The 25,751-nt window shown below is 65.7% G+C and carries 20 protein-coding genes and 1 pseudogene; 18 read left to right on the top strand and 3 right to left on the bottom strand.

What is annotated here, in order from left to right; genetic code table 11:
- Positions 1-71: 71 nt before the first annotated feature.
- Genes AB4Y35_RS18560 through mtgA form a run of 3 tightly spaced genes read left to right on the top strand, consistent with a single transcriptional unit; the run spans position 72 to position 3,880 of the window.
- On the top strand, positions 72-2,198 hold the full coding sequence (locus AB4Y35_RS18560; RefSeq protein WP_368705362.1) for an RNB domain-containing ribonuclease: 2,127 nt from the start codon (positions 72-74) through the stop codon (positions 2,196-2,198).
- Positions 2,195-3,070 carry a shikimate dehydrogenase gene (gene aroE / locus AB4Y35_RS18555; RefSeq protein WP_368705361.1) on the top strand — a complete coding sequence of 292 codons (876 nt, stop codon included), beginning with the start codon at positions 2,195-2,197 and terminating at the stop codon, positions 3,068-3,070. The genes AB4Y35_RS18560 and aroE overlap by 4 nt, the downstream gene beginning before the upstream one ends.
- A gap of 36 nt (positions 3,071-3,106) precedes the next feature.
- A complete protein-coding gene (mtgA, locus tag AB4Y35_RS18550) occupies positions 3,107-3,880 on the top strand; it encodes a monofunctional biosynthetic peptidoglycan transglycosylase (protein WP_368705360.1) in 774 nt (257 codons plus the stop codon).
- An 84-nt stretch (positions 3,881-3,964) separates the two neighbouring features.
- Here the strand turns inward: mtgA and queF are convergent, their stop codons facing one another.
- The 3 genes from queF to ilvA are packed head-to-tail and all read right to left on the bottom strand — an operon-like array spanning position 3,965 to position 7,245.
- The gene (gene queF, locus AB4Y35_RS18545) at positions 3,965-4,789 is read right to left on the bottom strand and encodes an NADPH-dependent 7-cyano-7-deazaguanine reductase QueF (protein ID WP_368705359.1); all 825 of its coding nucleotides are present in this window, start codon (positions 4,787-4,789) and stop codon (positions 3,965-3,967) included.
- Entirely contained in the window at positions 4,786-5,706 is a 921-nt protein-coding gene (locus AB4Y35_RS18540) for a 5'-nucleotidase (protein WP_368705358.1), read from the bottom strand. The genes queF and AB4Y35_RS18540 overlap by 4 nt, the downstream gene beginning before the upstream one ends.
- Positions 5,707-5,718: 12 nt before the next feature.
- Complete coding sequence (ilvA, locus tag AB4Y35_RS18535; protein ID WP_368705357.1) at positions 5,719-7,245, bottom strand: threonine ammonia-lyase, biosynthetic; 1,527 nt, start codon at positions 7,243-7,245, stop codon at positions 5,719-5,721.
- A gap of 549 nt (positions 7,246-7,794) precedes the next feature.
- On the opposite strand from ilvA, the gene AB4Y35_RS18530 reads away from it, so the two are divergent.
- The 15 genes and pseudogenes from AB4Y35_RS18530 to AB4Y35_RS18460 all read left to right on the top strand — a co-directional run bounded on the left by AB4Y35_RS18530 (position 7,795) and on the right by AB4Y35_RS18460 (position 25,666).
- On the top strand, positions 7,795-11,847 hold the full coding sequence (locus AB4Y35_RS18530; protein ID WP_368705356.1) for a DUF3683 domain-containing protein: 4,053 nt from the start codon (positions 7,795-7,797) through the stop codon (positions 11,845-11,847).
- A 41-nt stretch (positions 11,848-11,888) separates the two neighbouring features.
- Positions 11,889-12,314 (top strand): HIT family protein, encoded by a 426-nt coding sequence (locus AB4Y35_RS18525; RefSeq protein ID WP_342921248.1) that lies wholly within the window; start codon positions 11,889-11,891, stop codon positions 12,312-12,314.
- Between the two features lie 78 nt (positions 12,315-12,392).
- The gene (locus AB4Y35_RS18520) at positions 12,393-12,806 is read left to right on the top strand and encodes a gamma-butyrobetaine hydroxylase-like domain-containing protein (protein ID WP_368705355.1); all 414 of its coding nucleotides are present in this window, start codon (positions 12,393-12,395) and stop codon (positions 12,804-12,806) included.
- Positions 12,807-12,896: 90 nt separating this feature from the next.
- Positions 12,897-13,628: a bifunctional demethylmenaquinone methyltransferase/2-methoxy-6-polyprenyl-1,4-benzoquinol methylase UbiE gene (ubiE, locus tag AB4Y35_RS18515; protein ID WP_133182926.1), complete on the top strand. Its 732-nt coding sequence runs from the start codon at positions 12,897-12,899 to the stop codon at positions 13,626-13,628.
- A gap of 36 nt (positions 13,629-13,664) precedes the next feature.
- Positions 13,665-14,681: a Tim44 domain-containing protein gene (locus AB4Y35_RS18510; protein WP_368705354.1), complete on the top strand. Its 1,017-nt coding sequence runs from the start codon at positions 13,665-13,667 to the stop codon at positions 14,679-14,681.
- A 171-nt stretch (positions 14,682-14,852) separates the two neighbouring features.
- Positions 14,853-15,488, top strand: a complete 636-nt coding sequence (locus AB4Y35_RS18505) for an SCP2 domain-containing protein (protein WP_368687755.1) — start codon at positions 14,853-14,855, stop codon at positions 15,486-15,488.
- Between the two features lie 18 nt (positions 15,489-15,506).
- On the top strand, positions 15,507-17,084 hold the full coding sequence (gene ubiB / locus AB4Y35_RS18500) for a ubiquinone biosynthesis regulatory protein kinase UbiB (protein WP_368687537.1): 1,578 nt from the start codon (positions 15,507-15,509) through the stop codon (positions 17,082-17,084).
- A 27-nt stretch (positions 17,085-17,111) separates the two neighbouring features.
- The gene (locus AB4Y35_RS18495; protein WP_368705353.1) at positions 17,112-17,762 is read left to right on the top strand and encodes a methyltransferase domain-containing protein; all 651 of its coding nucleotides are present in this window, start codon (positions 17,112-17,114) and stop codon (positions 17,760-17,762) included.
- A gap of 217 nt (positions 17,763-17,979) precedes the next feature.
- Positions 17,980-18,336, top strand: a complete 357-nt coding sequence (locus AB4Y35_RS18490) for an FmdB family zinc ribbon protein (protein WP_368705352.1) — start codon at positions 17,980-17,982, stop codon at positions 18,334-18,336.
- 98 nt (positions 18,337-18,434) lie between these two features.
- Positions 18,435-19,076 carry a DUF502 domain-containing protein gene (locus tag AB4Y35_RS18485; RefSeq protein ID WP_042266455.1) on the top strand — a complete coding sequence of 214 codons (642 nt, stop codon included), beginning with the start codon at positions 18,435-18,437 and terminating at the stop codon, positions 19,074-19,076.
- A gap of 63 nt (positions 19,077-19,139) precedes the next feature.
- Positions 19,140-20,945: an aspartate--tRNA ligase gene (gene aspS / locus AB4Y35_RS18480; protein WP_069262905.1), complete on the top strand. Its 1,806-nt coding sequence runs from the start codon at positions 19,140-19,142 to the stop codon at positions 20,943-20,945.
- Between the two features lie 148 nt (positions 20,946-21,093).
- Positions 21,094-21,570, top strand: a complete 477-nt coding sequence (nudB, locus tag AB4Y35_RS18475; RefSeq protein WP_368687541.1) for a dihydroneopterin triphosphate diphosphatase — start codon at positions 21,094-21,096, stop codon at positions 21,568-21,570.
- 103 nt (positions 21,571-21,673) lie between these two features.
- Positions 21,674-22,966 (top strand): annotated as a pseudogene (clsB, locus tag AB4Y35_RS18470) (cardiolipin synthase ClsB); the annotation flags it as partial.
- 242 nt (positions 22,967-23,208) lie between these two features.
- Positions 23,209-23,808 carry a TetR/AcrR family transcriptional regulator gene (locus AB4Y35_RS18465; protein WP_028206015.1) on the top strand — a complete coding sequence of 200 codons (600 nt, stop codon included), beginning with the start codon at positions 23,209-23,211 and terminating at the stop codon, positions 23,806-23,808.
- A gap of 70 nt (positions 23,809-23,878) precedes the next feature.
- Positions 23,879-25,666 (top strand): acyl-CoA dehydrogenase C-terminal domain-containing protein, encoded by a 1,788-nt coding sequence (locus AB4Y35_RS18460; protein ID WP_368705351.1) that lies wholly within the window; start codon positions 23,879-23,881, stop codon positions 25,664-25,666.
- The last annotated feature ends 85 nt before the right edge of the window (positions 25,667-25,751 follow it).

Here is a 25,751-nt window from a genome sequence, read left to right as displayed (position 1 = left end):
ACGCCTATATGTATACAGCACCGCCCGCGCGCCGCGCCGGCGGTCGAAGCAAGTCTGAACGAGAGTATTGAGTGAACGTTTTCTTTGAGGAATCGGGCAGTTTCAAGGCCGGCAGCGTGCTGTCGCGCCAGGGCGATGCATTTCAGGTCGAGCTGCCGGGCGGCCGGCGCGCCAAGGTGCGCGCGAAAGATGTGCTGATCGAGTTCGAGAAGCCGGCCGCGAGTGAACTGCTGGAGCAGGCGGACGCTGCCGCCCAGGAGATCGATCTGGACTTCCTGTGGGAGTGCGCGCCGGCTGATGAATTCGCCTATACGGCGCTCGCAAGCGAGTACTTTGGCGAAACTTATGGCCCTGTCGAGCGCGCCGCGCTCGTGCTGCGCTTGCATGGCTCGCCCGTGTACTTTCGCCGCAAGGGACGCGGCCAGTATCAGCGCGCGCCTGAAGAGCAGCTCAAGATGGCGCTCGCCTCGCTCGAGCGCAAGCGTCAGCAGGCGCTGGTGCAGGCCGGCTACGAAGAGGAGCTGAAGGCGGGTGGACTGCCCGAGGCGTTCAAGGGCAAAGCGCTCGGCCTTCTCACGAAGCCCGACAAGAATTCGATCGAATACAAGGCGCTCGAAGCGGCGGCCGCCGCGCGCGGCATTTCGATGCCGCGCCTCATGCTCGAGAACGGCGGCATCGCTTCGCCGCGCGCGCTGCACGAGGCACGTTTCCTCGCCGACTTCTTCCCGCACGGCACGGGTTTCCCGCCCGTCGAAGTGGGCACGCTGCCCGAGGATCTGCCCGACGCCGCCGAGCACGTGCAGGCGTTTTCGATCGACGACGTCACCACGACCGAAATCGACGACGCCTTCTCGATCGAGCATCTGGCCGACGGCCGCGTGCGCATCGGCATTCACATCGCGGCGCCCGCGCTCGGCATCCAGCGCGGCGACACGGCGGATACGATCGCGCGCACGCGTCTTTCGACGGTCTACATGCCCGGCGACAAGATCACGATGCTGCCCGACGATTTCGTCGACGCGTTCACGCTCAAGGAAGGCGGTCTGCGCCCGGCGCTTTCGCTCTACTGCATCGTGAACCGCGAGACGCAGGAGATCGTCGCGACCGAAACGCGCGCCGAGCGCGTGTTCGTGAAGAACAATCTGCGTCACAACACGCTCGACGAAGTCGTCACCGAAGAGACGCTCGCAGCGGGCACGGGCGAGTATCCGCACAAGGACGACATCGCCGTGCTGTGGCCGTTCGCGCAGGCGCTGTTCGAGAAGCGCCAGCAGGCGCGCGCCGGTTACGGCCTGCGCCGCGAAGTCCAGCGCAACACCGACTTCAACTTCTACGTGGAAGGCGAGCATGTGACCATCTCGCCGCGCCGCCGCGGCTCGCCGCTCGATATGATCGTCGCGGAGCTGGCGATTCTCGCCAACTCCACGTGGGGCGCGTTCCTGCACGATCATGGCGTGCCGGGCATCTATCGCTCGCAGCGCGCGTTCGGCGCGCCGACCGGTCCCAAGCGCACGCGCATGCAGACCAACGCCGCGCCGCACGAGGGCCTCGGCGTCGCGCAGTATGCGTGGAGCACCTCGCCGCTGCGCCGCTATGTGGACCTCGTGAACCAGTGGCAGCTGCTCGCCTGCGTGGAGCACGGCGTGGCCGCCAAGCTCGTCGCGCCGTTCAAGCCCAAGGACGCCGATCTGTTCGCCGTCGTGCAGGGCTTCGACGAGACCTACACCGCTTACGCCGACCATCAGCGCCGCATGGAGTACTTCTGGTGCCTGCGCTGGCTGCAGCAGGAGATGCGCGGTGAGGCGGGCCGCGAGCCGCGCCGCGAATTCCCGGCGAGCGTGGTGAAGGACGACCTGGTGCGCTTCGAGGAAGTGCCGCTGCTCATGCACGTGCCCGCGCTCGGCGTGCACGCGCGCGGCACCCGTCTGATGATGGAAGTGCTGTCGATCGACGAGCTGACCATCGAGGCTTCGGTGCGCATGCTGCGCGTGCTCGACGCGCCCGTCGTGACGAGCGGCGAGCAGGCCGAAGAGGATACGGGCGAAGACGAAGAGCTGATCGAAGCCGCCGACGAGTCCGCGCAAAGCGAAGCGGAAGCCGTCGCGGAAGCAGGCGACGCAGAAGGCGAGGCGGCAAGCGACGCGCCCGCGGCAGAAGAACAATCGAGCGAACAGCACGCCACGGAGCCGCGCGAATGAGTGCCAGCGAGTCGAAGCCGGTTGTGAGCGCCGACCGCTACGCCGTCGTCGGCAACCCGGTCGCGCACAGCAAGTCGCCGTACATCCACGCGCAGTTCGCGCTGCAAACGGGTGAGCGCGTCGAATACGACCGCCTGCTCGCGCCGCTCGACGGTTTCGTCGAGCATGTGCAGGCCTTTCACGCGGCGGGCGGTCGCGGCCTGAACGTGACCGTGCCGTTCAAGCTGGAAGCGCACGCGCTTGCGCACAAGCTCTCGCCGCGTGCGGCGGCGGCGGGCGCGGTCAACACGCTGCGCTTCGACGCGGACGGCATTTTCGGCGACAACACCGACGGCTTCGGCCTCGTGCGCGACATCGAGGTGAACCTCGGCGTTGCGCTCGAAGGGGCGCGCGTGCTGCTGCTCGGCGCGGGCGGCGCGGCGCGCGGCGTCGTGCTGCCGATGCTCGAGCGCCGGCCGCGCGAGATCACCATCGTGAACCGCACGGCGCCCAAGGCGCACGCGCTCATCGAGCAGTTCGCAGGCGCGGCGGGCGAGTTCGGCTGCATGCTCAACGGCGGTGGCCCTCATGCACTCGATCCCAAGCCCTACGACGTGATCGTGAACGCGACGGCGGGCAGCCTCGATGCGGCCTTGCCCGAGTGCGACGAGCGCGCGTTCGGCACCGGTACGCTCGCCTACGACATGATGTACGGCGCGCAGCCCACCGTGTTCATGCGCCACGCGCAGGCACTCGGCGCGCGCGCGGCCGACGGCCTTGGCATGCTGGTCGAGCAGGCCGCCGAGTCGTTCTTCGTGTGGCGCGGCGTGCGTCCCGAGGGCGCGCCGGTGCTGGCGGCATTGCGCGCGCAGCTCGCCGCGCAGGCCGCGTAACGCCCAGCGCCTCTCGCACAGAACGGAGACGACGCCATGCGCAGGCAAGCCATCGGTGCGCAAGCCGCGGCGGCCGCGAGCGGCAGCGGGCGGCGCGCGCAGTCGCGCAAACGTCCCGGCGCGCTGCGCTGGCTGACCTGGGTCGTCTCGGTGTGCGCGATGGCGTGGATCGCCACGCAACTCTTCTACTTCGCGCAAATCGCGCTCTGGAACTTCGTCGATCCGCAAACCACGGCGTTCATGCGCACCGACGCCGCGCGTCTTTCCACCGAGCGCCCCGGTCTCTCGATCCAGCACGAATGGGTGCCGTACGACCAGATCTCGCGCAACCTGAAGCGCGCGATCATCGCGTCCGAGGACGCGAATTTCGTCAACAACAACGGCTACGAAACCGACGCCATTCTCCAGGCGTGGGAAAAGAACAAGCAGCGCGGCCATATCGTGCGCGGCGGCTCGACCATCACGCAGCAGCTCGCGCGCAACCTGTTCCTCTCGCGCGAGCAGAGCTACATCCGCAAGGGCCAGGAGTTCATCATCACGTGGATGCTGCAGACGCTGCTCGACAAGGAGCGCATCTTCGAGATCTATCTGAATTCGGTGGAGTGGGGCAACGGCGTGTACGGCGCGCAAGCCGCCGCGCGCTACTACTACCGCACGAGCGCCGCGAAGCTCACGCCGTGGCAGTCGGCGCGGCTCGCAGTGATGCTGCCGCGTCCCAAGTACTTCGACGAGCATCGCAACTCGGCGTATCTCGCGCAGCGCACCGCCGTGATTGCACGGCGCATGGGGGCGGCCGAGCTGCCGCATTGAAGCGCCATCGAATCACCACGCCAATGAAAAACGCGCCGTCTCTGCGGCGCGTTTTGCTTTTTACCGGCGGCTGCGAACTTCCGCTTACTGGCGCGCGAGCCGCGCGTTATCCGGCATCGGCATGTTGAAGTTGGTGCGAAACGGATTGATGTCGAGGCCGCCGCGCCGCGTGTAGCGCGCGTAGACGGCGAGCCGGTCCGGTTTGCATTCGCGCAGGATGTCCATGAAGATGCGCTCGGCGCACTGCTCGTGAAAGCCCGTGTGATTGCGGTACGAGATGATGTAGCGCAACAGGCCCGCCTGATCGATCTGCGGCCCGACGTAGTGGATCTGCACGCTGCCCCAGTCGGGCTGGCCCGTCACCGGGCAGTTCGACTTGAGCAGGTTCGAGATCAGCGTTTCTTCTACCGGGGCTTCGTCGAAGGCCGCCTTCAGCAGCGTCGGGTCCGGGTGATAGATTTCCGTGTCGAGGTCGAGGCGATCGAGCGAAAGGCCGTCGAACTCCTCGAACGGGATCTTGCCGAATGCGCCCGGCTGATCGAGCCGCACCGAAACCGATGCGCCGCACGCCGCCGTCACATCGCGCTTGATCGTGTCGCGCACCGCATCGGCCGATTCGAACGGGGTTTGCGCGAACGAGCCCAGATAGAGCTTGAACGACTTCGATTCGATGATGTTCGGCGAGTCGGCGGGAATGAAGAACGTGGCGATCGCGATCTGCGGCTTGCCGCGCGCGTTGAGCCACGAAAGCTCGTAGGCGTTCCAGATATCGCTGCCGAAGAAGGGCAGTTGCGCGCCAATGCCGATCTGCTCGCGCGCGCCGGCGCGCGGGATCGGGAACAGGAGCGAAGCGTCGTATTGCTCGGTGTAGGTGGAGGCCTTGCCGAGCGGAGATTGGTCGGGAGTCATGATGCGTTGGCTTCGGTTGCGAGATTGGTCACGCCGCTTGCCACGTGCCCGGTGGCCGTGACCGAGCGCGCGGATTCGCAGGTGCGGATCTGGTCGTCGAAGAAAAAATCGGGTTCGAACTCGCGCAGGAACGGGCCTTTGTCGAGTCCGCCGAGGAACATCGCTTCGTCGATCTCGATGTTCCAGGCCATCAGCGTACGGATTGCGCGCTCGTGCGCCGGCGCCGAGCGCGCGGTGACGAGGGCGGTGCGGATGCGCATTTGCGCGTTCGCGTCGGCGAGCTTCTGCAGACGGTTGAGTGCGGCCAGCAGCGGCTGCAGCGGGCCTTGCGCGAGCGGCAGTTCGCGGTTGTCGCGCTCGTGGCTCACGAAGGCGGACAGCCCCTTGCTCTGGAAAATCTGCTCGGCTTCGTCGGAAAACAGCACCGCATCGCCGTCGAACGCAATGCGAATCTCGTGCGCGTTGCGTTCCGCCATTGTCGCCGATTCCGGAAAGACGCGTGCGGCCGGGAATCCGGCGTCGAGCGCGCTCTTCACGTCGGCCGGATTCGCGGAGAGAAACAGCGACGCGTTGAGCGGCTTGAGGTAGTGCCACGGCTCGCGCCCGCGCGTGAACACGCCGCGCTGAATGTCGAGCCCGTGTTCGCGGCACGAGCTGAACGCACGCAGACCGCTGATGGGATCGCTGCGCGAGAGGATCACGACTTCCACGTGATGTGCGCCGTTATTGAGCGCGAGCAGCTTGCGGATCAGCGCGAACGCCACGCCTGGCCGCGCGGGCACGTTCAGGCGCTCGCGCTGGAGCGCCTCGTAGGCTTGCAGGTCGCCGGCCTCGAACACGTGGTTTTCCTCCTCGAAATCGAAGAGCGCACGCGACGAAATGGCGACGACGAGCTTGTCGGAAAGCGAAACGGACACGATGGCCGCTCGTTACGCGAGGAACAACCGGTACGCCGGATTGCTCGTCTCTTCCCAATGCGGATAGCCGAGCGTGGCGAGGAAGCGGCGGAACTCGGCGTCTTCGGCCGCGGGCACCTGGATGCCCACCAGAATCGAGCTGTAGTCGGCGCCCTGGTTGCGGTAGTGGAACAGGCTGATGTTCCAGTTCGGCGCCATCGACGAAAGGAAACGCATGAGCGCACCCGGCCGCTCCGGAAACTCGAAGCGGAACAGACGTTCGTCGTGCGCGAGCGGCGAGCGACCGCCCACCATGTAGCGGATGTGCTGCTTCGACAGCTCGTCGCCCGTGAGATCGACGCTCGGAAAGCCGTGATCGACGAAGGTCTTCGCGATCTGCTGCGACTCGCCGCGGTTGCGGATCTGCACGCCCACGAAGATGTGCGCGCGTTCGGCGTCGTCGATGCGGTAGTTGAACTCGGTCACGCTGCGCGTGCCGACCAGCTCGCAGAAGCGCTTGAAGCTGCCGCGCTCCTCGGGGATCGTCACGGCGAACACCGCTTCGCGCGCCTCGCCCACCTCGGCGCGCTCGGCCACGAAGCGCATGCGGTCGAAGTTCATGTTCGCGCCCGAGGTGATCGCCACCAGCGTCTGCCCCTCGATGCCCTCGCGTTCCGCGTACTGCTTTGCGCCCGCCACGGCCAGTGCGCCTGCGGGTTCGAGCACGCTGCGCGTGTCCTGGAAGACGTCCTTGATCGCGGCGCAAAGCGCGTCGGTATCGACCGTGAGCACTTCGTCGAGATACTGCTGGCACAGGCGGAAGGTTTCCTCGCCCACGAGCTTGACGGCCGTGCCGTCCGAGAACAGGCCGACTTCGGTGAGTTCCACGCGCTTGCCCGCCTCGATCGACTGCGCCATTGCGCAGGAATCGTCGGTCTGCACGCCGATCACCCTGATCTCGGGGCGCACGGCCTTCACGTACGCCGCCACACCCGCCGCCAGGCCGCCGCCGCCGATCGGCACGAAGATCGCGTGAATCGGGGCCTGATGCTGGCTCAGCACTTCCATCGCCACGGTGCCCTGGCCGGCGATCACGTGGGGATCGTCGAACGGATGCACGAAGGTCAGGCCGCGTTCTTCCTGCAGGCGCACGGCGTGGGCGTAGGCGTCGCTGTACGACTCGCCGGCCTGCACGACCTCGACGGTCGCGCCGCCGTGGGCGCGCACCGCATCGACCTTCACCTGCGGCGTGGTCACCGGCACGCAGATCACGGCCTTCACACCGAGCTTCGCCGCCGACAGCGCCACGCCCTGCGCGTGATTGCCCGCCGAGGCGGTGATCACGCCGCGCTCGAGCTGCGCGGGCGTGAGATGCGCCATCTTGTTGTAGGCGCCGCGTAGCTTGAAGGAGAACACCGGCTGGTTGTCCTCGCGCTTGAGGAACACGGCGTTGCGCAGGCGCGCCGAGAGGTTCGGGGCGCGTTCGAGTTCGGTCTCGCGGGCAACATCGTAGACGCGGGCGGTGAGGATTTTCTTCAGGTAATCGTCGTGGGAGGCCATGCGAGGGCGCGCCGGGCGCGGGTTCAGGGCGGGAAAGCGTAAATGATAGCGCCAACGGCTCCCGCGCTGGCGGCACGGGCAGGTGGCTGGTGCTGGGTGCGGCGGCGCGATTCGCCGACCGGCCGGAAGGCAAATCTTCGTCAAAGCGGGCGTAATCGGGCGCGAATCGTCCGTCAACGCAAGTGAATCTTGTGTGTTCAGCAAGTTCCCACGCAGCGTCAGCGCGGGTGCGGATCATGCGGTAAAATCCTTTTTCGAAACAAGGATCGGATGATGCACTGGCAACCTCGGACAGCCCATTTGACGCCCGCACGGCGCGTAACCCGCCCGGCGGCGCAGCGGCACGCCCGCCACGCACGATCGTGTCGCTAAATCCGAGCGCCGGGGAACCATCGGCGTGAGCGTTGCCGCCATGTGCCTCCCCACCCCTTTCGTCCGCAGCCTGCCACAGGCGGACACGATTTCAGAATAGCGCCCCACGCGCCCCGTCAGTATCCGTCGCAGCGGCCGCGAGCCGTGCGCGGGACTGGCCCAAAGAGTCGTCCAACCATGAACGCACCTCAAGTTTTCGATCCTCACGGCGCCGCCGCCGCCGCCGCCGTGGCCACCGACATCGAACCGCGCCTGCGCGAGATTCCCTATAACTACACGTCGTTTTCGGACCGCGAAATCGTCATCCGCCTGCTCGGCGAAGACGCATGGAACGCGCTCGCCGAGCTGCGCGCGGAGCGCCGCACCGGCCGCTCGGCGCGCATGCTCTACGAAGTGCTGGGCGACATCTGGGTCGTGCGCCGCAACCCGTATCTGCAGGACGATCTGCTCGACAATCCGAAGCGCCGCGCGCTCCTGATCGAGGCGTTGAACCACCGCCTCGCCGAAATCGAGAAGCGCCGCCGCGCCGACCTGCAGGAGCACACCGACAAGGAAGGCGTGGACCGCGCTGCGCGCGTCGAAAAACTGGTCGGCGCCACGCGCCGCGCCATCGACGCCTTCGCGGGCGAGTTCGAGAAGATGGCCGACCTGCGCCGCCGCGCGACCAAGGTGCTCGGCAAGCGCACGGCGAAGGACAACATCCGCTTCGACGGCCTCGCGCGCGTCTCGCACGTGACCGACGCGACCGACTGGCGCGTGGAATATCCGTTCGTCGTCCTCACGCCCGATACCGAAGCCGAAATCGCCGGCCTCATCAAGGCCTGTTTCGAACTCGGTCTCACCGTGATTCCACGCGGAGGCGGCACGGGCTACACGGGCGGCGCGGTGCCGCTCACGCCGTTCTCGGCCGTCATCAATACCGAAAAGCTCGAGCAGCTCGGTCCGGTCGAGATGACCGACCTGCCGGGCGTGAACCGCAAGGTCGCGACGATTTTCTCGGGCGCGGGCGTGGTCACGCGCCGCGTGACCGAGGCCGCCGACGCCGCGGGCTTCGTCTTCGCCGTCGATCCGACTTCGCTCGATGCGTCCTGCATCGGCGGCAACGTCGCGATGAACGCGGGCGGCAAGAAGGCGGTGCTGTGGGGCACGGCGCTCGACAATCTCGCCTGGTGGCGCATGGTCGACCCGCAGGGCAACTGGCTCGAAGTCACGCGTCTTGACCACAACATGGGCAAGATCCACGACATTCCCGTGGCGCGCTTCGAGCTGAAGTGGTTCGACGGCGAATACGCGCCGGGCGAAAAGCTGCTGCGCTCCGAATCGCTCGATATCGAAGGCAAGCGCTTCCGCAAGGAAGGCCTCGGCAAGGACGTCACCGACAAGTTCCTCGCCGGCCTGCCGGGCGTGCAGAAAGAAGGCTGCGACGGGCTCATCACGTCCGCGCGCTGGGTGCTGCACAAGATGCCCGCGCATACGCGCACGGTCTGCCTGGAGTTCTTCGGCCAGGCGCGCGAGGCGATTCCGAGCATCGTCGAGATCAAGGACTACCTGTTCGAGACGTCGAAGCAGGGCGGCGCGATTCTCGCGGGCCTCGAGCACCTCGACGAGCGCTACCTGCGCGCCGTGGGCTACGCGACCAAGAGCAAGCGCAACGCGTTTCCGAAGATGGTGCTGATCGGTGACATCGTCGGCGACGACGCCGATGCCGTGGCCGCCGCGACCTCGGAAGTGATCCGCATGGCCAACGGCAAGAGCGGCGAAGGCTTTGTCGCGGTGTCCGCCGAGGCGCGCAAGCGCTTCTGGCTCGACCGCAGCCGCACGGCCGCCATTGCCAAGCACACCAACGCGTTCAAGATCAACGAAGACGTCGTGATCCCGCTCAACCGCATGGGCGAGTACACGGACGGCATCGAGCGCATCAACATCGAGCTGTCGATCAAGAACAAGCTGCAACTGGTCGACGCGCTCGAAGCGTTCTTCAAGGCGGGCAAGCTGCCGCTCGGCAAGACCGACGACGCGAACGAGATTCCCTCCGCGGAACTGCTCGAAGACCGCGTCCAGCAGGCGCTCGATCTGCTCAAGCGCGTTCGCGAGCGCTGGACCTTCGTGGGCGAGAAGCTCGATCTGTCGCTGCGCGAGGCGCAGCACTATCTCGTGCAGCTGGGCTACGAGGCGCTGGCGGAGAAGTTCGCCGACCGCGTGGACGCGCAGCCCGAGGCCAACGTCTTCCACGTGACTCAGGACCGCACGGTGCGCATCTCGTGGAAGCAGGAGATCCGTGCGGAACTGCGCAAGATTTTCAACGGCGGCGAATTCAAGCCGATCCTCGAAGAGACCCAGGCGATCCACAAGAAGGTGCTGCGCGGCCGCGTGTTCGTGGCGCTGCACATGCACGCCGGCGACGGCAACGTGCACACGAACCTGCCCGTCAACTCCGACAACTACGAGATGCTGCAGGACGCGCACCATGCGGTCGCGCGCATCATGAAGCTCGCGCGTTCGCTCGACGGCGTGATCTCGGGCGAGCACGGCATCGGCATCACGAAGCTCGAATTCCTGACTGACGAAGAGATCGCCGAGTTCCGCGCCTACAAGCAGCGCGTCGATCCGCAAGGCCGCTTCAACGCGGGCAAGCTGCTCGAAGGCGCCGACCTGCGCAACGCCTACACGCCGTCGTTCGGCCTGATGGGCTACGAGTCGCTCATCATGAAGCAGTCCGACATCGGCGCGATTGCCGATTCGGTGAAGGACTGCCTGCGCTGCGGCAAGTGCAAGCCGGTGTGCGCGACGCACGTGCCGCGCGCGAACCTGCTCTACAGCCCGCGCAACAAGATTCTCGCCACGTCGCTGCTGGTCGAGGCGTTCCTGTACGAAGAGCAGACGCGCCGCGGCGTGTCGATCAAGCACTGGGATGAGTTCAACGACGTGGCCGACCACTGCACGGTCTGCCACAAGTGCGTGACGCCGTGCCCGGTCAAGATCGACTTCGGCGACGTGACCATGAACATGCGCAATCTGCTGCGCAAGATGGGCAAGAAGAAGTTCAACGCGGGCAACGCGGCGGGCATGTTCTTCCTGAACGCCACGAACCCGCAGACCATCAACCTCGCGCGCACCGCGATGATGGGCGTGGGCTACAAGGCGCAGCGCCTCGGCAACGACCTGCTCAAGAAGGTCGTGAAGAAGCAGACGGCGCTGCCGCCCGCATCGACGGGCAAGCCGGCCGTGGTCGAGCAGGTGATCCACTTCGTCAACAAGAAGATGCCGGGCAACCTGCCGAAGAAGACGGCGCGCGCGCTGCTCGACATCGAAGACAACAAGATCGTGCCGATCATCCGCAACCCGAAGACGACGAACGTCGATTCGGAAGCGGTGTTCTACTTCCCCGGCTGCGGCTCGGAGCGTCTGTTCTCGCAAGTGGGCCTCGCCACCCAGGCGATGCTCTGGCAAGCGGGCGTGCAGACGGTGCTGCCGCCGGGCTACCTGTGCTGCGGCTATCCGCAGCGCGGCTCGGGCCAGTACGACAAGGCCGAGAAGATCGTCACCGATAACCGCGTGCTGTTCCACCGCGTCGCGAACACGCTCAATTACCTCGACATCAAGACCGTCGTGGTGTCGTGCGGGACCTGCTACGACCAGCTTGCGGGTTATGAATTCGACAAGATTTTCCCGGGATGCCGCATCATCGACATCCACGAGTTCCTGCTCGAGAAGGGCATCAAGCTCGACGGCGTGACGGGCACGCGCTACATGTACCACGACCCGTGCCACACGCCGATCAAGACGATGGATCCGGTCAAGCTCGTCAATGAGCTGATGGGTTCTGAAAAGGACGGCTACAAGATCGAGAAGAACGATCGCTGCTGCGGCGAATCGGGCACGCTGGCCGTGACGCGCCCGGACGTTTCGACGCAGGTGCGTTTCCGCAAGGAAGAGGAAATCCGCAAGGGCGCGGCGAAGCTGCGCGGCATTCCGATCGTCGGCAACGGCGCGAACGGGGTGCAGCCGGCGACGCAGCAGGAAGCGGGCGGGCAGGGTACGACGCAGGACGTCAAGATTCTCACGTCTTGCCCGTCTTGCCTCCAGGGTCTGTCGCGGTACAACGAAGACGCCAACATCGAAGCCGACTACATCGTGGTGGAAATCGCCCGCCACATACTTGGCGAAAACTGGATGGCGGACTACGTTCAGAACGCGAACAATGGCGGAATCGAGCGCGTGCTGGTCTAATGGCAGCGCTCAATTTTCCGTGAACGGGTTCGAGGACGACGATGACATGCGTATTCTGCAGTGAGGAAGGCGGCGATCTGCTGTGGCAGGACGAGCGCATGCGCGTCGTGCTCGCGACTGCCGAGGCCGACTATCCCGGCTTTTGCCGGGTCATCTGGAATGCGCACGTCGCCGAATTCTCGGACCTGGGCGCGGCCGACCGGGAACATCTGATGCGCGCCGTGTACGCCGTCGAGCGTGCACTGCGCCGCGTCATGCAGCCATCGAAGGTGAATCTGGCGAGCCTCGGCAACCAGGTGCCGCACGTGCACTGGCACGTCATTCCGCGCTTCACGAACGATGCCCATTTCCCGCTGCCCGTCTGGGCGCCGCGCCAGCGCACGGTGTCCGAGGCGATGCTGGGCCAGCGCCGCGCGCAGGCTACGCTGCTGCGCGACGCGGTACGCCAGGAAATGGAGCAGGCTTAAGGCCTGAGCAGGCGGGGGCGGTGAGCGTCCAATGCGCGACCAATTGCGTCCAGTACGCGTCCAACAGCGGGAACGAACATGAGTGGACTGAAATCCGATACGCCGGTGCCGACCGGCGTCGTGGTGCACGCCGTTTCGCGCGTGCTGGAACTCCAGTATGCGAACGGGGAGAGCTACCGCGTGCCCTTCGAGCTGATGCGCGTGTATTCGCCCTCGGCCGAGGTGCGCGGGCACGGCGCCGGCCAGGAAACGCTGCAGACGGGCAAGCGCGAGGTGACGATCACGGCGCTCGAAGGTGTCGGCAACTACGCGCTGCAGCCCACGTTCTCCGACGGCCACAACACCGGCATCTACTCGTGGGACCAGCTCTACGAGCTCGCCACGCGCCAGGACGAACTCTGGGCGGAATATTTCGCCAGACTGAAGACGGCGGGCGTCGAGCGCGACGCCCCCATGGCGGCGCCCCCTGCCGCGCATGGCCATTGCCACTGACGCTTCCTGTTACGATCCAGCCCCGCCGCATCTCTGACAGAGGCGGCGCAGCACACCAATAGAACACCCTTCCGCGAAAGGACGAGCGCGATGAGCAAAACCCACTTCGGCTATCAGACAGTCGACGAACAGGACAAGGCGAAGAAGGTGGCCGGCGTGTTTCACTCGGTCGCCTCGAACTACGACCTGATGAACGATCTGATGTCGGGCGGGCTGCACCGCGCGTGGAAGGCGTTCACGATCGCGCAGGCGAACATCCGGCCCGGCGCGAAGGTGCTCGACATCGCCGGCGGCACCGGCGACCTTTCCATGGCGTTCGCGAAGAAGGCGGGCCCCACGGGCGAGGTCTGGCACACCGACATCAACGAGTCGATGCTGCGCGTGGGCCGCGACCGCCTCATCGACAACGGCGTGATCACGCCGGCGCTCCTGTGCGACGCCGAGAAAATCCCCTTTCCGGACAACTACTTCGACGTGGTGACCGTGGCTTTCGGGCTGCGCAACATGACGCATAAGGACGCCGCGCTCGCCGAGATGCGCCGCGTGCTCAAGCCGGGCGGGCGCGTGCTCGTGCTCGAATTCTCGAAGGTCTGGGAGCCGCTCAAGAAGGCGTACGACGTCTACTCGTTCAAGGTGCTGCCGTGGCTCGGCAAGCGCTTCGCCCAGGACGCGGACAGCTACCAGTACCTCGCGGAATCGATCCGCATGCATCCGGACCAGGAAACACTCAAGACCATGATGGAACAAGTCGGCCTCGACGCCGTCAAATATTACAATTTGTCAGCTGGCGTGGTAGCCTTACACGTCGGCACAAAGTATTAGTGTTCCCAACTCACTGTCTTTAAAGGAATTTCCGCCATGTCTGAGCCCTGCAACGTTGCTTCCAAAAAGCTTTCATCGTCATGGGCCAGACGAATCGGCGTCCTGGCCCTTGCCGGCGTGATGATTGCCGGCAGCCTCGCATCGTTCGATGCAGAGGCTCGCCGCATGGGTGGCGGCCGCAGTTTCGGCAAGCAGTCGTCCACGGCTACGCAGCGCAGCACCACGCCGCCGCCGGCCCAGCCCACCCCCACGAATCCCGCGCAGCAGGCCGGAGCCCAGCGCGCTCCCGGCACGCCGGCTCCCACGCCTGCGGCCGCACCGGCGCGCAATCGCTGGCTCGGACCGATCGCGGGCCTCGCGGCCGGTCTCGGCATCGCCGCGCTGCTTTCGCACTTCGGTCTTGGCGAGGCGTTTGCCGGCATGATGGCCAACATGATCGTGATCGCGATCATCGCCTTTATCGCCGTCTGGCTGATCCGCAAGTTCATGAGCCGCCGCCGTGCCACGGAACCCGCGTACCAGGGCGGGTACTCGTCGAACAGCATGAACCCGTCGTCGGGCGGGTATCAGCCGCAGGAGCCGCGCTACACCGCACCGCCCACGGGGCAGTACCTCGCGCCTGAAGCCAATCCGGTCAGCACGCCGAACATCGATACGCCGGCAGCTGCATCGATTCCGGCCGGCTTCGACACCGAAGCCTTCGTGCGCAATGCCAAGGTCTACTTCGTGCGCCTGCAGGCCGCGTGGGACGCCGGCAACATGGACGACATCCGCGAATTCACGACGCCCGAGATGTTCGCCGAAATTCGCGTCGATCTCGCGGGCCGCGGCGCGCAGCCCAACCAAACCGACGTCGTGCAGCTCAACGCGGACCTGCTCGGCGTTGAGGACCGCGGCAGCGAATACCTGGCGAGCGTGCGTTTCTCCGGCCTGATTCGCGAAGCCATGGGCGAGCCGGCCGCGCCGTTCGTCGAGGTGTGGAATCTCTCGAAGTCGCGCACGTCGGGCGAAGGCTGGCTGCTCGCGGGCATCCAGCAGGTCGAATCTCACTGAGCCGGCACCCGGGCCGCGCGGCTCGTGACTTGATCCAGATCGGCGTGCGGCGCCTTCCGGGCGCCGCGCCGCATGAGACAGGGCAGGGCGGCGGCGCGATACTGTGGCTCGAACGTTACAATAGGAACCCGCCCGGGCTTGTGCCCGAGCGGGTTTTCTTATTCCATGCCGATGACTCTTGCCGCCAAGCCCTTCGCTGCTGCCGTCAACCACCTGCTCGCCCGCGAAACGTGGGCACGCGAGCGTCTCGCCCCCTATGCCGGCAAGACGGCTCGCCTCACCTGTCCGCCCGTCGTGCTCACGCTGCTCGTGCAGCCGGACGGCTATCTGGGCGCGGTCGAGGACCATGATGCAGGCGACGTCGATGTGACGCTGTCGCTGCCCGCGGGCGCGCTCTCGTCGTTCATGCAGGGCGGCCAGGCGGCCGTGATGAAGCACGTGAAGATCGAGGGCGATGCCGAGTTTGCGCAGGTCATCGGCAAGCTCGCCGAGCATCTGCGCTGGGAGCCCGAAGAGGACCTCGCGAAGCTGATCGGCGACGCGCCGGCTTCACGCATCGCCACGCTCGCGCGCGCCGCAAGCGAGCAGGCCCTGCGCACCGGGCGCAACGTGCTCGGCTCGGTCACGGAATATCTGCTCGACGAAAATCCGCAGCTCGTGCGGCGCGCCGAGCTCGACGGCTTCAACGAGGAGCTGTCGCGCGCACGCGATGCGCTGGCGCGCGTGGAAAAGCGCATCGAGCGGCTCGAACAAAAATCACCGGCCGGCGGCGGGAGCCAAAGCGCTGCGCCGCGCGGTTCGCGCTAGTCAACAGGCCCCCCAGACATGCGTTTTCTGCGTTTCCTCAAGATTTTCTTCACCGTCATCCGCTTCGGCCTGGACGAGATGATGTTGAGCCGGATCAACGACCGGCGTGTCGCGCTGCTCCTGCGCATCACCACGATCGGCCGTCGCTTCGACGATCCGCCCGGCTTGCGTCTGCGTCTCGCGCTGGAAAGCCTCGGCCCGATCTTCGTGAAATTCGGCCAGGTGCTGTCCACGCGCCGCGACCTGCTGCCGCCCGATATCGCCAACGAACTGGCAAAGCTGCAGGACCAGGTGCCGCCGTTCGATTCGAACGTGGCGATCGGCCTGATCGAGAAGTCGCTGGGTGCACCGGTCGACACGATCTTCGACGAGTTCGAACGCGTGCCGGTGGCGAGCGCGTCGATTGCGCAGGTGCACTTCGCCAAGGTGAAGTCGGGCCAGCACGCGGGCAAGCCGGTGGCCATCAAGGTGCTGCGGCCGAACATGCGTCCGGTGATCGACTCCGACCTCGCGCTGCTGCGCGATATCGCCGTGTGGGCCGAGCGGCTGTGGGCCGACGGCAAGCGCCTGAAGCCGCGCGAAGTGGTGGCCGAATTCGACAAGTACCTGCACGACGAGCTCGACCTCATGCGCGAGGCCGCCAACGGCAGCCAGTTGCGCCGCAATTTCGCGGGCCTCGATTTGCTGCTCGTGCCGGAAATGTACTGGGAATTCAGCACGGCCAACGTGCTCGTGATGGAGCGCATGGTCGGCGTGCCGATCAGCCAGGTGGACAAGCTGCGGGCGGCGGGCGTGGACATTCCGAAGCTCGCGCGCGAGGGCGTGGAGATCTTCTTCACGCAGGTGTTCCGCGACGGCTTCTTTCACGCCGACATGCACCCCGGCAACATTCAGGTGAGTCTCGATCCCGCGCATTTCGGCCGCTATATCGCGCTCGATTTCGGCATCGTCGGCGCGCTGTCGGACTTCGACAAGAACTACCTCGCGCAGAACTTTCTCGCGTTCTTCAAGCGCGACTATCACCGCGTCGCGACGCTGCATATCGAATCGGGATGGGTGCCGCCCAATACGCGCGTGGAAGAGCTGGAAAGCGCGATTCGCGCCGTGTGCGAACCGTATTTCGACCGGGCGTTGAAGGACATTTCGCTGGGCCAGGTGCTGCTGCGCCTGTTCCAGACCTCGCGGCGCTTCAACGTGGAAATCCAGCCGCAGCTCGTGCTGCTGCAAAAGACCATGCTCAACGTCGAGGGTCTCGGGCGCTCGCTCGATCCGGAGCTCGATCTCTGGAAGACGGCGAAGCCGTATCTCGAGCGCTGGATGACCGAGCAGATCGGCCTGCGCGGCTGGTACGAGCGCTTCAAGATCGAAGCGCCGCAATGGAGCAAGACGCTGCCGCAATTGCCGCGCCTCGTGCACCAGGTGCTGCTGCACCGCCAGGAGCCGGGCGGCTTCGCGAACGACGAGACGATCCGCGCGATGCTCGCCGAGCAACGCCGCACCAACCGCCTGCTGCAGGGCCTGCTCGTGTTCGGCGTGGCCGTGGGCGTGGGCATGGTGGCGGCGCGCGTGTGGCTCGCGTTCGCCTACGGCGGCTGACGGACCACGAGAACAAGGAGTGAGACGATGAGCGACCCGACCCTGCCGACGCAACCGGGCGACGTGCCCGAGTTCGAAACCCGCGACCCGGCGTCGCCCTCGTTCTGGGACGAGCGCTTTGCGCGCGGCTTCACGCCGTGGGATCAGGCGGGCGTGCAGCGCCAGTTCGAAGCCTTCGCCACGGCGCACCCCGAGGCCGCGGTGCTGATTCCGGGCTGCGGCAACGCCTGGGAGGCCCGCTGGCTCGCCGAGCGCGGCCGCACGGTGCGCGCCATCGACTTCGCGCCGGCCGCGGTCGCGAGCGCGCGCACGGCGCTGGGGCCGTACGCGGGTGTCGTCGAAGAGGCGGACTTCTACGCCTACACGCCGCCGTTCACGCCGGCCTGGGCGTTCGAGCGCGCGTTCCTGTGCGCGCTGCCCATGGCGCAGCGAGCGAGCTACGCCGCCCGCATGGCCCAGCTGTTGCCGCCCGGCGCGTTGCTCGCGGGCTACTTCTTCATCGGCGAGACGCCCAAGGGGCCGCCGTTCGCGATCGCGCGCGACGAACTCGACGCCTTGCTTACGCCGTACTTCACGCTGGCCGACGATCAGCCCGTGGCCGACTCGCTGCCCGTGTTCGTCGGGCGCGAGCGCTGGCTCGTGTGGCGCCGCAACGACGTCGCGCCGTCGCCCGTTTGAGCGTTCCGCCGCGCTCACGCCGTGCGCTCGCCGCCTTGCCTGGCCGCGCGCGCTCTTGATGTGCGCGCAACCTGCCCTCATCTGTATCGAGGCAGCCGCAACCCGCCGACCTCCCTGCAGGACACCCCACCCCGGTAAATGCCAGGGGCGATCCTGGTTTGCGGCTATAATTCAAGGCTTTGCAAGCAATTATCAGAATTTCATCAGGATAGAGATCATGCCGATCTACGCTTATCGCTGCGAGTCGTGCGGCTTCGACAAGGACGTGCTCCAAAAGATGAGCGATGCGCCCCTGACGCAGTGCCCGAGCTGCGGCGCGGATACCTTTCGCAAGCAGGTCACCGCAGCGGGCTTCCAGCTGAAGGGTTCGGGCTGGTACGTCACCGATTTCCGCGGCGGCAACGGCGGCAAGAGCGCGGCGGCGACTGGCGCGCAGGCGACTGGCGAAAACGCGTCGGCGGAGGGCAGCAAGCCGGCCGGCGAGGCCGCCGCGAGCGCTTCCAGCGATGCGGGTGCAGCCGCGCCCGCCGCGAGCAGCCCAGCGAGCACGCCCAGCCCGGCAGCCTCGACCTGAAAAACCTGCGGCGCGATCCCTGCATTCCCGGGGACCCGCGCTGCGCCGAAGCCGCGCCGGCAGCCCGTTTGCCGCGCGCGGCCCGCATGGCGGTGTACATGACGATCAAGAAAGCGACGTTCAAATCGGTATTCCTGACCGGCCTGCTGGTGCTGGTGCCGCTGGCCATCACGCTGTGGGTGCTGAACCTCGTGATCGGCACGATGGATCAGACGCTGCTGCTGCTGCCCGAATCGTGGCGGCCGGAGCGCATGTTCGGCGTGCGCCTGCCGGGACTCGGCGCGGTGCTCACGCTCGCGTTCATCTTCGGGGTCGGTCTGCTCACGCATAACTTCATCGGGCAGAAGCTGGTGGAGTGGTGGAACGCGCTGGTGCGCCGCATTCCGATCATCGGACCGCTGTACGGCAGCATCCAGCAGGTTTCCGATACACTGCTTTCGAGCAACGGCAATGCATTTCGCAAAGCGCTCCTGATCGAATACCCGCGCAAGGGTTCGTGGACGATCGCGTTTCTCACCGGCATTCCCGGCGGCGACGTGGTCAACCACCTGCAGGAAGATCACGTGAGCGTCTATGTCCCGACTACGCCGAATCCGACGTCGGGCTTTTTCCTGATGGTGCCAAAGAGCGAGGTGGTCGAGCTGGACATGACCGTCGACGCCGCGCTCAAGTATATTGTTTCGATGGGCGTGGTCGCGCCGGCAACCTCACCACGCCGCCCCATCGATCCTCCGCTTTAATACCGGACGACGCGCTGCCGCGCGCCGCTCCCGTTCATTCATGCATAACGAAAGACGAACATCATGTCGATGAGATCTGAATACTGCGGTCTGGTGACCGAACAGCTGCTGGGCCAAACTGTTTCGCTGTGCGGATGGGTGCAGCGCCGCCGCGACCATGGCGGCGTCATCTTCATCGACCTGCGCGACCGCGAAGGCCTCGTTCAGGTCGTCTGCGATCCGGACCGCGCGGAAATGTTCAAGATCGCCGAAGGCGTGCGCAATGAGTTCTGCGTGCAGGTCAAGGGTCTCGTTCGCAATCGTCCGGAAGGCACGGTCAACGCGAACCTCACGAGCGGCAAGATCGAAGTGCTGTGCCACGAAATCGTGGTGCTCAACGCGTCGGTCACGCCGCCGTTCCAGCTCGACGACGACAACCTCTCGGAAACCACGCGCCTCACGCATCGCGTGCTCGACCTGCGCCGTCCGCAGATGCAGCACAACCTGCGTCTGCGCTACCGCGTGACGATGGCCGTGCGCAAGTATCTCGACGCGCTCGGCTTCATCGACATCGAAACGCCGATGCTCACGAAGAGCACGCCGGAAGGCGCGCGCGACTACCTCGTGCCGTCGCGCGTGAACGCAGGCCAGTTCTTCGCGCTGCCGCAGTCGCCGCAGCTCTTCAAGCAGCTCCTGATGGTGGCGAACTTCGATCGCTACTACCAGATCGTCAAGTGCTTCCGCGACGAAGACCTGCGCGCCGACCGTCAGCCCGAATTCACGCAGATCGACTGCGAAACGTCGTTCCTCGGCGAGCAGGAAATCCGCGACCTGTTCGAAGACATGGCGCGTCACGTGTTCAAGGAAACGATCGATGTCGAGCTCGACGCGAAGTTCCCGATCATGCCGTACGCGGAAGCCATGAGCCGCTTCGGTTCGGACAAGCCGGACCTGCGCGTGAAGCTCGAATTCACCGAGCTGACCGACGCCATGAAGGACGTCGACTTCAAGGTGTTCAGCGCACCGGCCAACACGAAGGACGGCCGCGTCGCGGCGCTGCGCGTGCCGAAGGGCGGCGAGCTGTCGCGTGGCGACATCGACGGCTACACGGAATTCGTGCGCATTTACGGCGCGAAGGGTCTCGCGTGGATCAAGGTCAACGAAGCCGCGAAGGGCCGTGACGGTCTGCAAAGCCCGATCGTCAAGAACCTGCACGACGCCGCGATCGCCGCGATCCTCGAGCGCACCGGCGCGCAGGACGGCGACATCATCTTCTTCGCGGCAGACCGCGCGAAGGTCGTGAACGACAGCCTCGGCGCACTGCGCCTGAAGATCGGCCACTCGGAGTTCGGCCGTGCCAACGGCCTCGTCGAGAAGGGCTGGAAGCCGCTGTGGGTGATCGACTTCCCGATGTTCGAGTACGACGAGGAAGAAAACCGCTACGTGGCCGCGCACCACCCGTTCACGAGCCCGAAGGACGAGCACCTGGAATACCTCGAAACGGATCCGGGCCGCTGCCTCGCCAAGGCTTACGACATGGTGCTGAACGGCTGGGAAATCGGCGGCGGCTCGGTGCGTATCTATCAGGAAGACGTGCAGAGCAAGGTGTTCCGCGCGCTCAAGATCAATGCGGAAGAAGCACGCGCGAAGTTCGGCTTCCTGCTCGACGCGCTGCAATACGGCGCGCCGCCGCATGGCGGTATCGCGTTCGGCCTGGACCGCATCGTCACGATGATGGCCGGCGCCGATTCGATTCGCGACGTGATCGCGTTCCCGAAGACGCAACGCGCGCAGGATCTGCTCACGCAGGCGCCGAGCCCGGTGGACGAGCGCCAGCTGCGCGAACTGCACATCCGTCTGCGTCAGCCCGAGCAGAAGACGGCGCAGTAAGCCGCATTCCGGCTGCGAAGGCCCGTCAGGGCTTTTGCATCGCAACAACAAAAAAGGCGCATCGTGCGCCTTTTTTGCTTTTTGCGTTAAATTACCTTTAGACGCGCCGCAAGCGCGCAGCGCGCGTTCCTCCCCACGCTCCATCACCATGCAGAAGCCGCCGAAGATTCCGGAATCCGTACTCGTCGTCATCCATACGCCGCAACTGGAGGTCCTGATCATCGAACGCGCCGACCGGCCGGGTTTCTGGCAGTCGGTCACCGGCTCGAAAGATCGCCTCGACGAGCCGTTCGCCGAAACCGCCGTGCGCGAGGTGGGCGAGGAGACGGGTATTGCCGTCGGTGCGGTGGAGGTTCCGCAGGCGGCGCTGCTCGACTGGCACCACGAGATCGAGTACGAAATCTATCCCGTGTGGCGCCATCGCTATGCGCCCGGCGTCACGCGCAACACCGAGCACTGGTTCAGCCTGGAAGTGCCCACGGGCACAGTCGTCACGCTCGCGCCGCGCGAGCATACGGCGTATGTGTGGCTGCCCTACGAGCAGGCGGCGGCGAAGTGCTTCTCGTGGTCGAACCGCGAGGCCATTCTGCAACTGCCCATGCGGCTACGTGAAGGACGCGGGTGAGCGCAACATGAGCGAAACCAGTACCGATCCCGGCATTGAATCGCAGCGCGTGGTGAGGCTGCGCGAGGCGCTGCTTGGCCGGCGCTATCGTTCGCGCTATCGCTTCACGAGCGGCAACGACGTGCGCCTGTTCGGCTCGAGCGCCGGTCTGTTCGGCGCGATGATCGAACGCATCGACGCCGCCGAGCGCGACGTCGCGCTCGAAACCTATATCTTCTGCGACGACGACATCGGCCGCGCGCTCTCCGACGCGCTCATGCGCGCGGCGGCGCGCGGCGTGCGCGTGCGCGTCATCACCGACGGCATCGGCTCGCCGCGCATCGCGCTGTTCGAGACCTGGCTGGGCGCGGGGGTGGAGCACCGCGTCTACAACCCGCACATCTTCGGGCGCTTCGGCTTTTCGCGCACGCACCGCAAGCTCGCCGTGATCGACGACCAGTTTGCCTTTTGCGGCGGCATCAACGTGATCGACGATTTCGAGCAGGACGGCCACCGGCTGCCGTATGCGCGCTGGGATTTCGCCGTCGAGCTGTCTGGCCCCGTGGTCGTGGACGTGCGGCTCGCGATCGAACAGCAGTGGCGGCGTATCCGGCTCGGCTACCGGCCGCCGCTGCCCCAGCAGGTCTCACCCGGCGTGCCCGCGAGCGCGGGCTTCATGTCGCCGCATCCCACCGGCCACACGGTGGGGCGCCCCACGCAGATCGTCGACGACGCGCTGCGCGCGCTTGCGCCCACGGTGCGCTCGTCGCGCGCGAAACGCTTCTTCACGCGTCTGCGCGAGCGCCTGCGCGCGAGCGTACGCGATCCGCGCGCGGCGCAGGTGCCCTGCGTGGCGTTCGTCGCGCGCGACAACGTGGTGAACCGGCGCGCGATCGAAAAGGCTTATCTCGACGCCATCGGCGAGGCGCGCAAGGAAGTGCTGCTCGCCAATCCGTACTTCATGCCGGGCCGGCGGCTGCGTCGCGCGCTCGTGAGCGCCGCGGAGCGCGGCGTGGCGGTCAAGCTTCTGGTCGGACGAAAGGAATTCAAGGTGCTCGACTACGGGGTGCCGTTCCTCTATCACCAGCTCCTGAGCGCGGGCGTGCAGATTGCTGAGTACGAGAAAACGATGCTCCACGGCAAGGTGGCCGTCGTCGACTCGAGTTGGGGCACCGTGGGTTCCTCGAACCTCGATGCGCTCAGCCTCGTGCTCAACAACGAGGCCAACGTGCTGCTCGTGCAGCATCCGCAGATCGAACAGCTGCGCGGCGAGATCCTCGCCGCGTTCGGCGACGCCGCGCAGATCGACCGCGCGCGTTACGAGGCGCGGCCGTGGCACGTGCGCGCCGTGAACTGGCTCGCGTGGGCGTTCTATCGTGCGCTCATGAAACTCATCACCGTGGGCGGCTACGACTAGAAAGAGAACGCTGCCATACGAATCCGCGCATGTGCAATCGAGAGAATGTCGGCTTGCGCACGGCGCACGAACCCCGAAAATTAGAGTACCGGTTAGAAATCGGTTTCTAATAAAGTCCTTGTTTCGCGGACGGCTGTCCTCAACAATAGTACGGCCGTTCGATTTAATTCAGGCCGAGATGTAAGCAGTTAATGAGCAGTTGACAGCGACATCGCGGCCACATCGTTACGGTAAAGAAAGCTATGCGAAAAGGCGAACAGACACGAGCCGCCATTCTGGATGCAGCACTCGACCTCGCAGGTCGCGATGGCCTTGAAGGCCTGACCATCGGCCTGCTCGCCGAGCGCATGCAGATGAGCAAGAGTGGCGTCTTCGCTCACTTCGGGTCTCGGGAAGACCTGCAGGTCGAGGTGGTGCGCGAGTACCACCGTCGATTCGAGGAAGAAGTCTTCTTTCCGAGTTTGCGCGAGCCACGTGGTTTGCCGCGTCTGCGTGCGATGCTGTCGCGATGGTTCGAGAAGCGCATTCACGAAGTCACGACCGGCTGCATCTACATCAGCGGCGCCGTCGAGTACGACGACCGCGCGGACAGCCAGGTGCGCGAGACGCTGGTCGCCAGCGTGTCGATGTGGCGTGCGGCGCTCCTGAGGGCCATTTCGCAGGCAATCGAAGAAGGCCATTTGCGCAAGGAGACCGATCCCGCGCTGATGCTCTTCGAACTGTATAGCGTGACGCTCGGCCTGCATCATGACGGCCGCTTCCTGCATCTGCCGGACGCGGTCGAGCATACGTGGGCCGCGTTCGAGAAGCTGATTGTTTCGTATCAGAGCGAGACCCAGTAGCGCCCAGGCCGCAACATCGAAGTCGCGGCGGCGCGCGAGGGACCCGAAGCTCAAATTTTGGAGAGAAGACATGGGACAGTACACCGCGCCGCTGCGCGACATGCAGTTCGTTCTGCACGAACTGCTGAACGTGGAAGGCGAAGTGAAGCAGATGCCGAAGCACGCCGACCTCGACGCCGACACCATCAACCAGGTGCTCGAAGAAGCCGGCAAATTCTGCTCCGAGGTGCTGTTTCCGCTGAACCAGGTCGGCGACCGTGAAGGCTGCACCTACGCCGGCGACGGCGTCGTCACCACGCCTGCTGGTTTCAAGGAAGCGTACAGGCAATACGTCGAAGCCGGCTGGCCCGCGCTCGGCTGCGATCCCGACTACGGCGGCCAGGGCCTGCCGGCGTTCGTGAACAACGCGCTCTACGAAATGCTGAACTCGGCGAACCAGGCGTGGACCATGTACCCGGGTCTCTCGCATGGCGCCTACGAGTGTCTGCATGCGCACGGCACGCCCGAACTCCAGAAGGCCTATCTGCCGAAGCTCGTCGAAGGCGTGTGGACCGGCACGATGTGCCTGACCGAGCCGCACTGCGGCACCGACCTCGGCATCCTGCGCACCAAGGCCGAGCCGAACGGCGACGGCTCGTACGCGATCACCGGCACGAAGATCTTCATCTCGAGCGGTGAGCACGACATGGCCGAGAACATCATCCACCTCGTGCTCGCGCGTCTGCCTGATGCGCCGCCGGGAACCAAGGGCATCTCGCTGTTCGTCGTGCCGAAGTTCATCCCCACGGCAGCCGGCGAAGTGGGCGAGCGCAATGGCATCAAGTGCGGCTCGATCGAGCACAAGATGGGCATTCACGGCAACGCGACCTGCGTGATGAATCTCGATGGCGCAAAGGGCTGGCTCGTGGGTGAGCCGAACAAGGGCTTGAACGCCATGTTCGTGATGATGAACGCGGCGCGCCTGGGCGTCGGCATGCAAGGCCTCGGCCTCACCGAAGTCGCGTACCAGAACTCGCTCGTGTACGCGAAGGAGCGCTTGCAGATGCGCGCGCTGACCGGCCCGAAGGCGCCCGAGAAGGCCGCCGACCCGATCATCGTGCATCCGGACGTGCGTCGCATGCTGCTCACGCAGAAGGCCTGGGCCGAAGGTGCGCGCGCCTTCACGTACTGGTCGGCGCTGCAGATCGACAAGGAGCTCTCGCACGGCGACGAAGGCGAGCGCAAGGAAGCGGCCGACCTCGTCGCGCTGCTCACGCCGATCATCAAGGCCTTCCTTACCGACAACGCGTTCGAGAGCACCAACCTCGGCATGCAGGTGTTCGGCGGCCACGGCTTCATCGCCGAGTGGGGCATGGAGCAGTACGTGCGCGACGCGCGTATCAACCAGATCTACGAAGGCACCAATACGATCCAGTCGCTCGACCTGCTGGGCCGCAAGGTGCTGGGCGACATGGGCGCGAAGCTCAAGAAGTTCGGCAAGCTCGTGACGGATTTCGTCGAAGCCGAAGGCATCAAGCCGGAAATGCAGGAGTTCGTGAATCCGCTCGCCGACATCGGCGACAAGATGCAGAAGCTCACGATGGAAATCGGCATGAAGGCGATGCAGAACCCGGACGAAGTGGGCGCGGCCGCGGTGCCGTACCTGCGCACGGCGGGCCATCTCGTGTTCGCGTACTTCTGGGCGCGTATGGCGCGCATCGCGCTCGACAAGGAAAGCTCGGGCGATCCGTTCTACAAGTCGAAGCTGGCCACGGCGCGTTTCTACTTCGCGAAGCTGCTGCCCGAAACGGCCACGTCGATCCGCCAGGCGCGCGCGGGTTCGAAGACGCTGATGGAAGTCGACGAAGCGCTGTTCTAAGAGCCAACGGGCGCGCGCTTTTCGAAGGCGCGCGCCCAGTCAACACGATGTCCAGAGGCGGCCCACGTCGATGCGCGCCGCCCTC

Origin of the sequence: Paraburkholderia sp. EG286A, from assembly GCF_040965375.1 — a bacterium.
Taxonomy (GTDB): Bacteria; Pseudomonadota; Gammaproteobacteria; order Burkholderiales; family Burkholderiaceae; genus Paraburkholderia.
Note: the sequence above shows the minus strand (reverse complement) of the source record. Positions and strands in the feature narration are given on the sequence as shown.

Excerpts from the sequence above, each read along its gene's own strand:
- aroE (WP_368705361.1), top strand. The coding sequence starts at position 2,195 with ATGAGTGCCAGCGAGTCGAAGCCGGTTGTGAGCGCCGACCGCTACGCC.
- mtgA (WP_368705360.1), top strand. The coding sequence starts at position 3,107 with ATGCGCAGGCAAGCCATCGGTGCGCAAGCCGCGGCGGCCGCGAGCGGC.
- queF (WP_368705359.1), bottom strand. The coding sequence starts at position 4,789 with ATGACTCCCGACCAATCTCCGCTCGGCAAGGCCTCCACCTACACCGAG.
- ilvA (WP_368705357.1), bottom strand. The coding sequence starts at position 7,245 with ATGGCCTCCCACGACGATTACCTGAAGAAAATCCTCACCGCCCGCGTC.
- AB4Y35_RS18530 (WP_368705356.1), top strand. The coding sequence starts at position 7,795 with ATGAACGCACCTCAAGTTTTCGATCCTCACGGCGCCGCCGCCGCCGCC.
- AB4Y35_RS18525 (WP_342921248.1), top strand. The coding sequence starts at position 11,889 with ATGACATGCGTATTCTGCAGTGAGGAAGGCGGCGATCTGCTGTGGCAG.
- AB4Y35_RS18520 (WP_368705355.1), top strand. The coding sequence starts at position 12,393 with ATGAGTGGACTGAAATCCGATACGCCGGTGCCGACCGGCGTCGTGGTG.
- ubiE (WP_133182926.1), top strand. The coding sequence starts at position 12,897 with ATGAGCAAAACCCACTTCGGCTATCAGACAGTCGACGAACAGGACAAG.
- AB4Y35_RS18510 (WP_368705354.1), top strand. The coding sequence starts at position 13,665 with ATGTCTGAGCCCTGCAACGTTGCTTCCAAAAAGCTTTCATCGTCATGG.
- AB4Y35_RS18505 (WP_368687755.1), top strand. The coding sequence starts at position 14,853 with ATGACTCTTGCCGCCAAGCCCTTCGCTGCTGCCGTCAACCACCTGCTC.
- ubiB (WP_368687537.1), top strand. The coding sequence starts at position 15,507 with ATGCGTTTTCTGCGTTTCCTCAAGATTTTCTTCACCGTCATCCGCTTC.
- AB4Y35_RS18495 (WP_368705353.1), top strand. The coding sequence starts at position 17,112 with ATGAGCGACCCGACCCTGCCGACGCAACCGGGCGACGTGCCCGAGTTC.
- AB4Y35_RS18490 (WP_368705352.1), top strand. The coding sequence starts at position 17,980 with ATGCCGATCTACGCTTATCGCTGCGAGTCGTGCGGCTTCGACAAGGAC.
- AB4Y35_RS18485 (WP_042266455.1), top strand. The coding sequence starts at position 18,435 with ATGACGATCAAGAAAGCGACGTTCAAATCGGTATTCCTGACCGGCCTG.
- aspS (WP_069262905.1), top strand. The coding sequence starts at position 19,140 with ATGTCGATGAGATCTGAATACTGCGGTCTGGTGACCGAACAGCTGCTG.
- nudB (WP_368687541.1), top strand. The coding sequence starts at position 21,094 with ATGCAGAAGCCGCCGAAGATTCCGGAATCCGTACTCGTCGTCATCCAT.
- AB4Y35_RS18465 (WP_028206015.1), top strand. The coding sequence starts at position 23,209 with ATGCGAAAAGGCGAACAGACACGAGCCGCCATTCTGGATGCAGCACTC.
- AB4Y35_RS18460 (WP_368705351.1), top strand. The coding sequence starts at position 23,879 with ATGGGACAGTACACCGCGCCGCTGCGCGACATGCAGTTCGTTCTGCAC.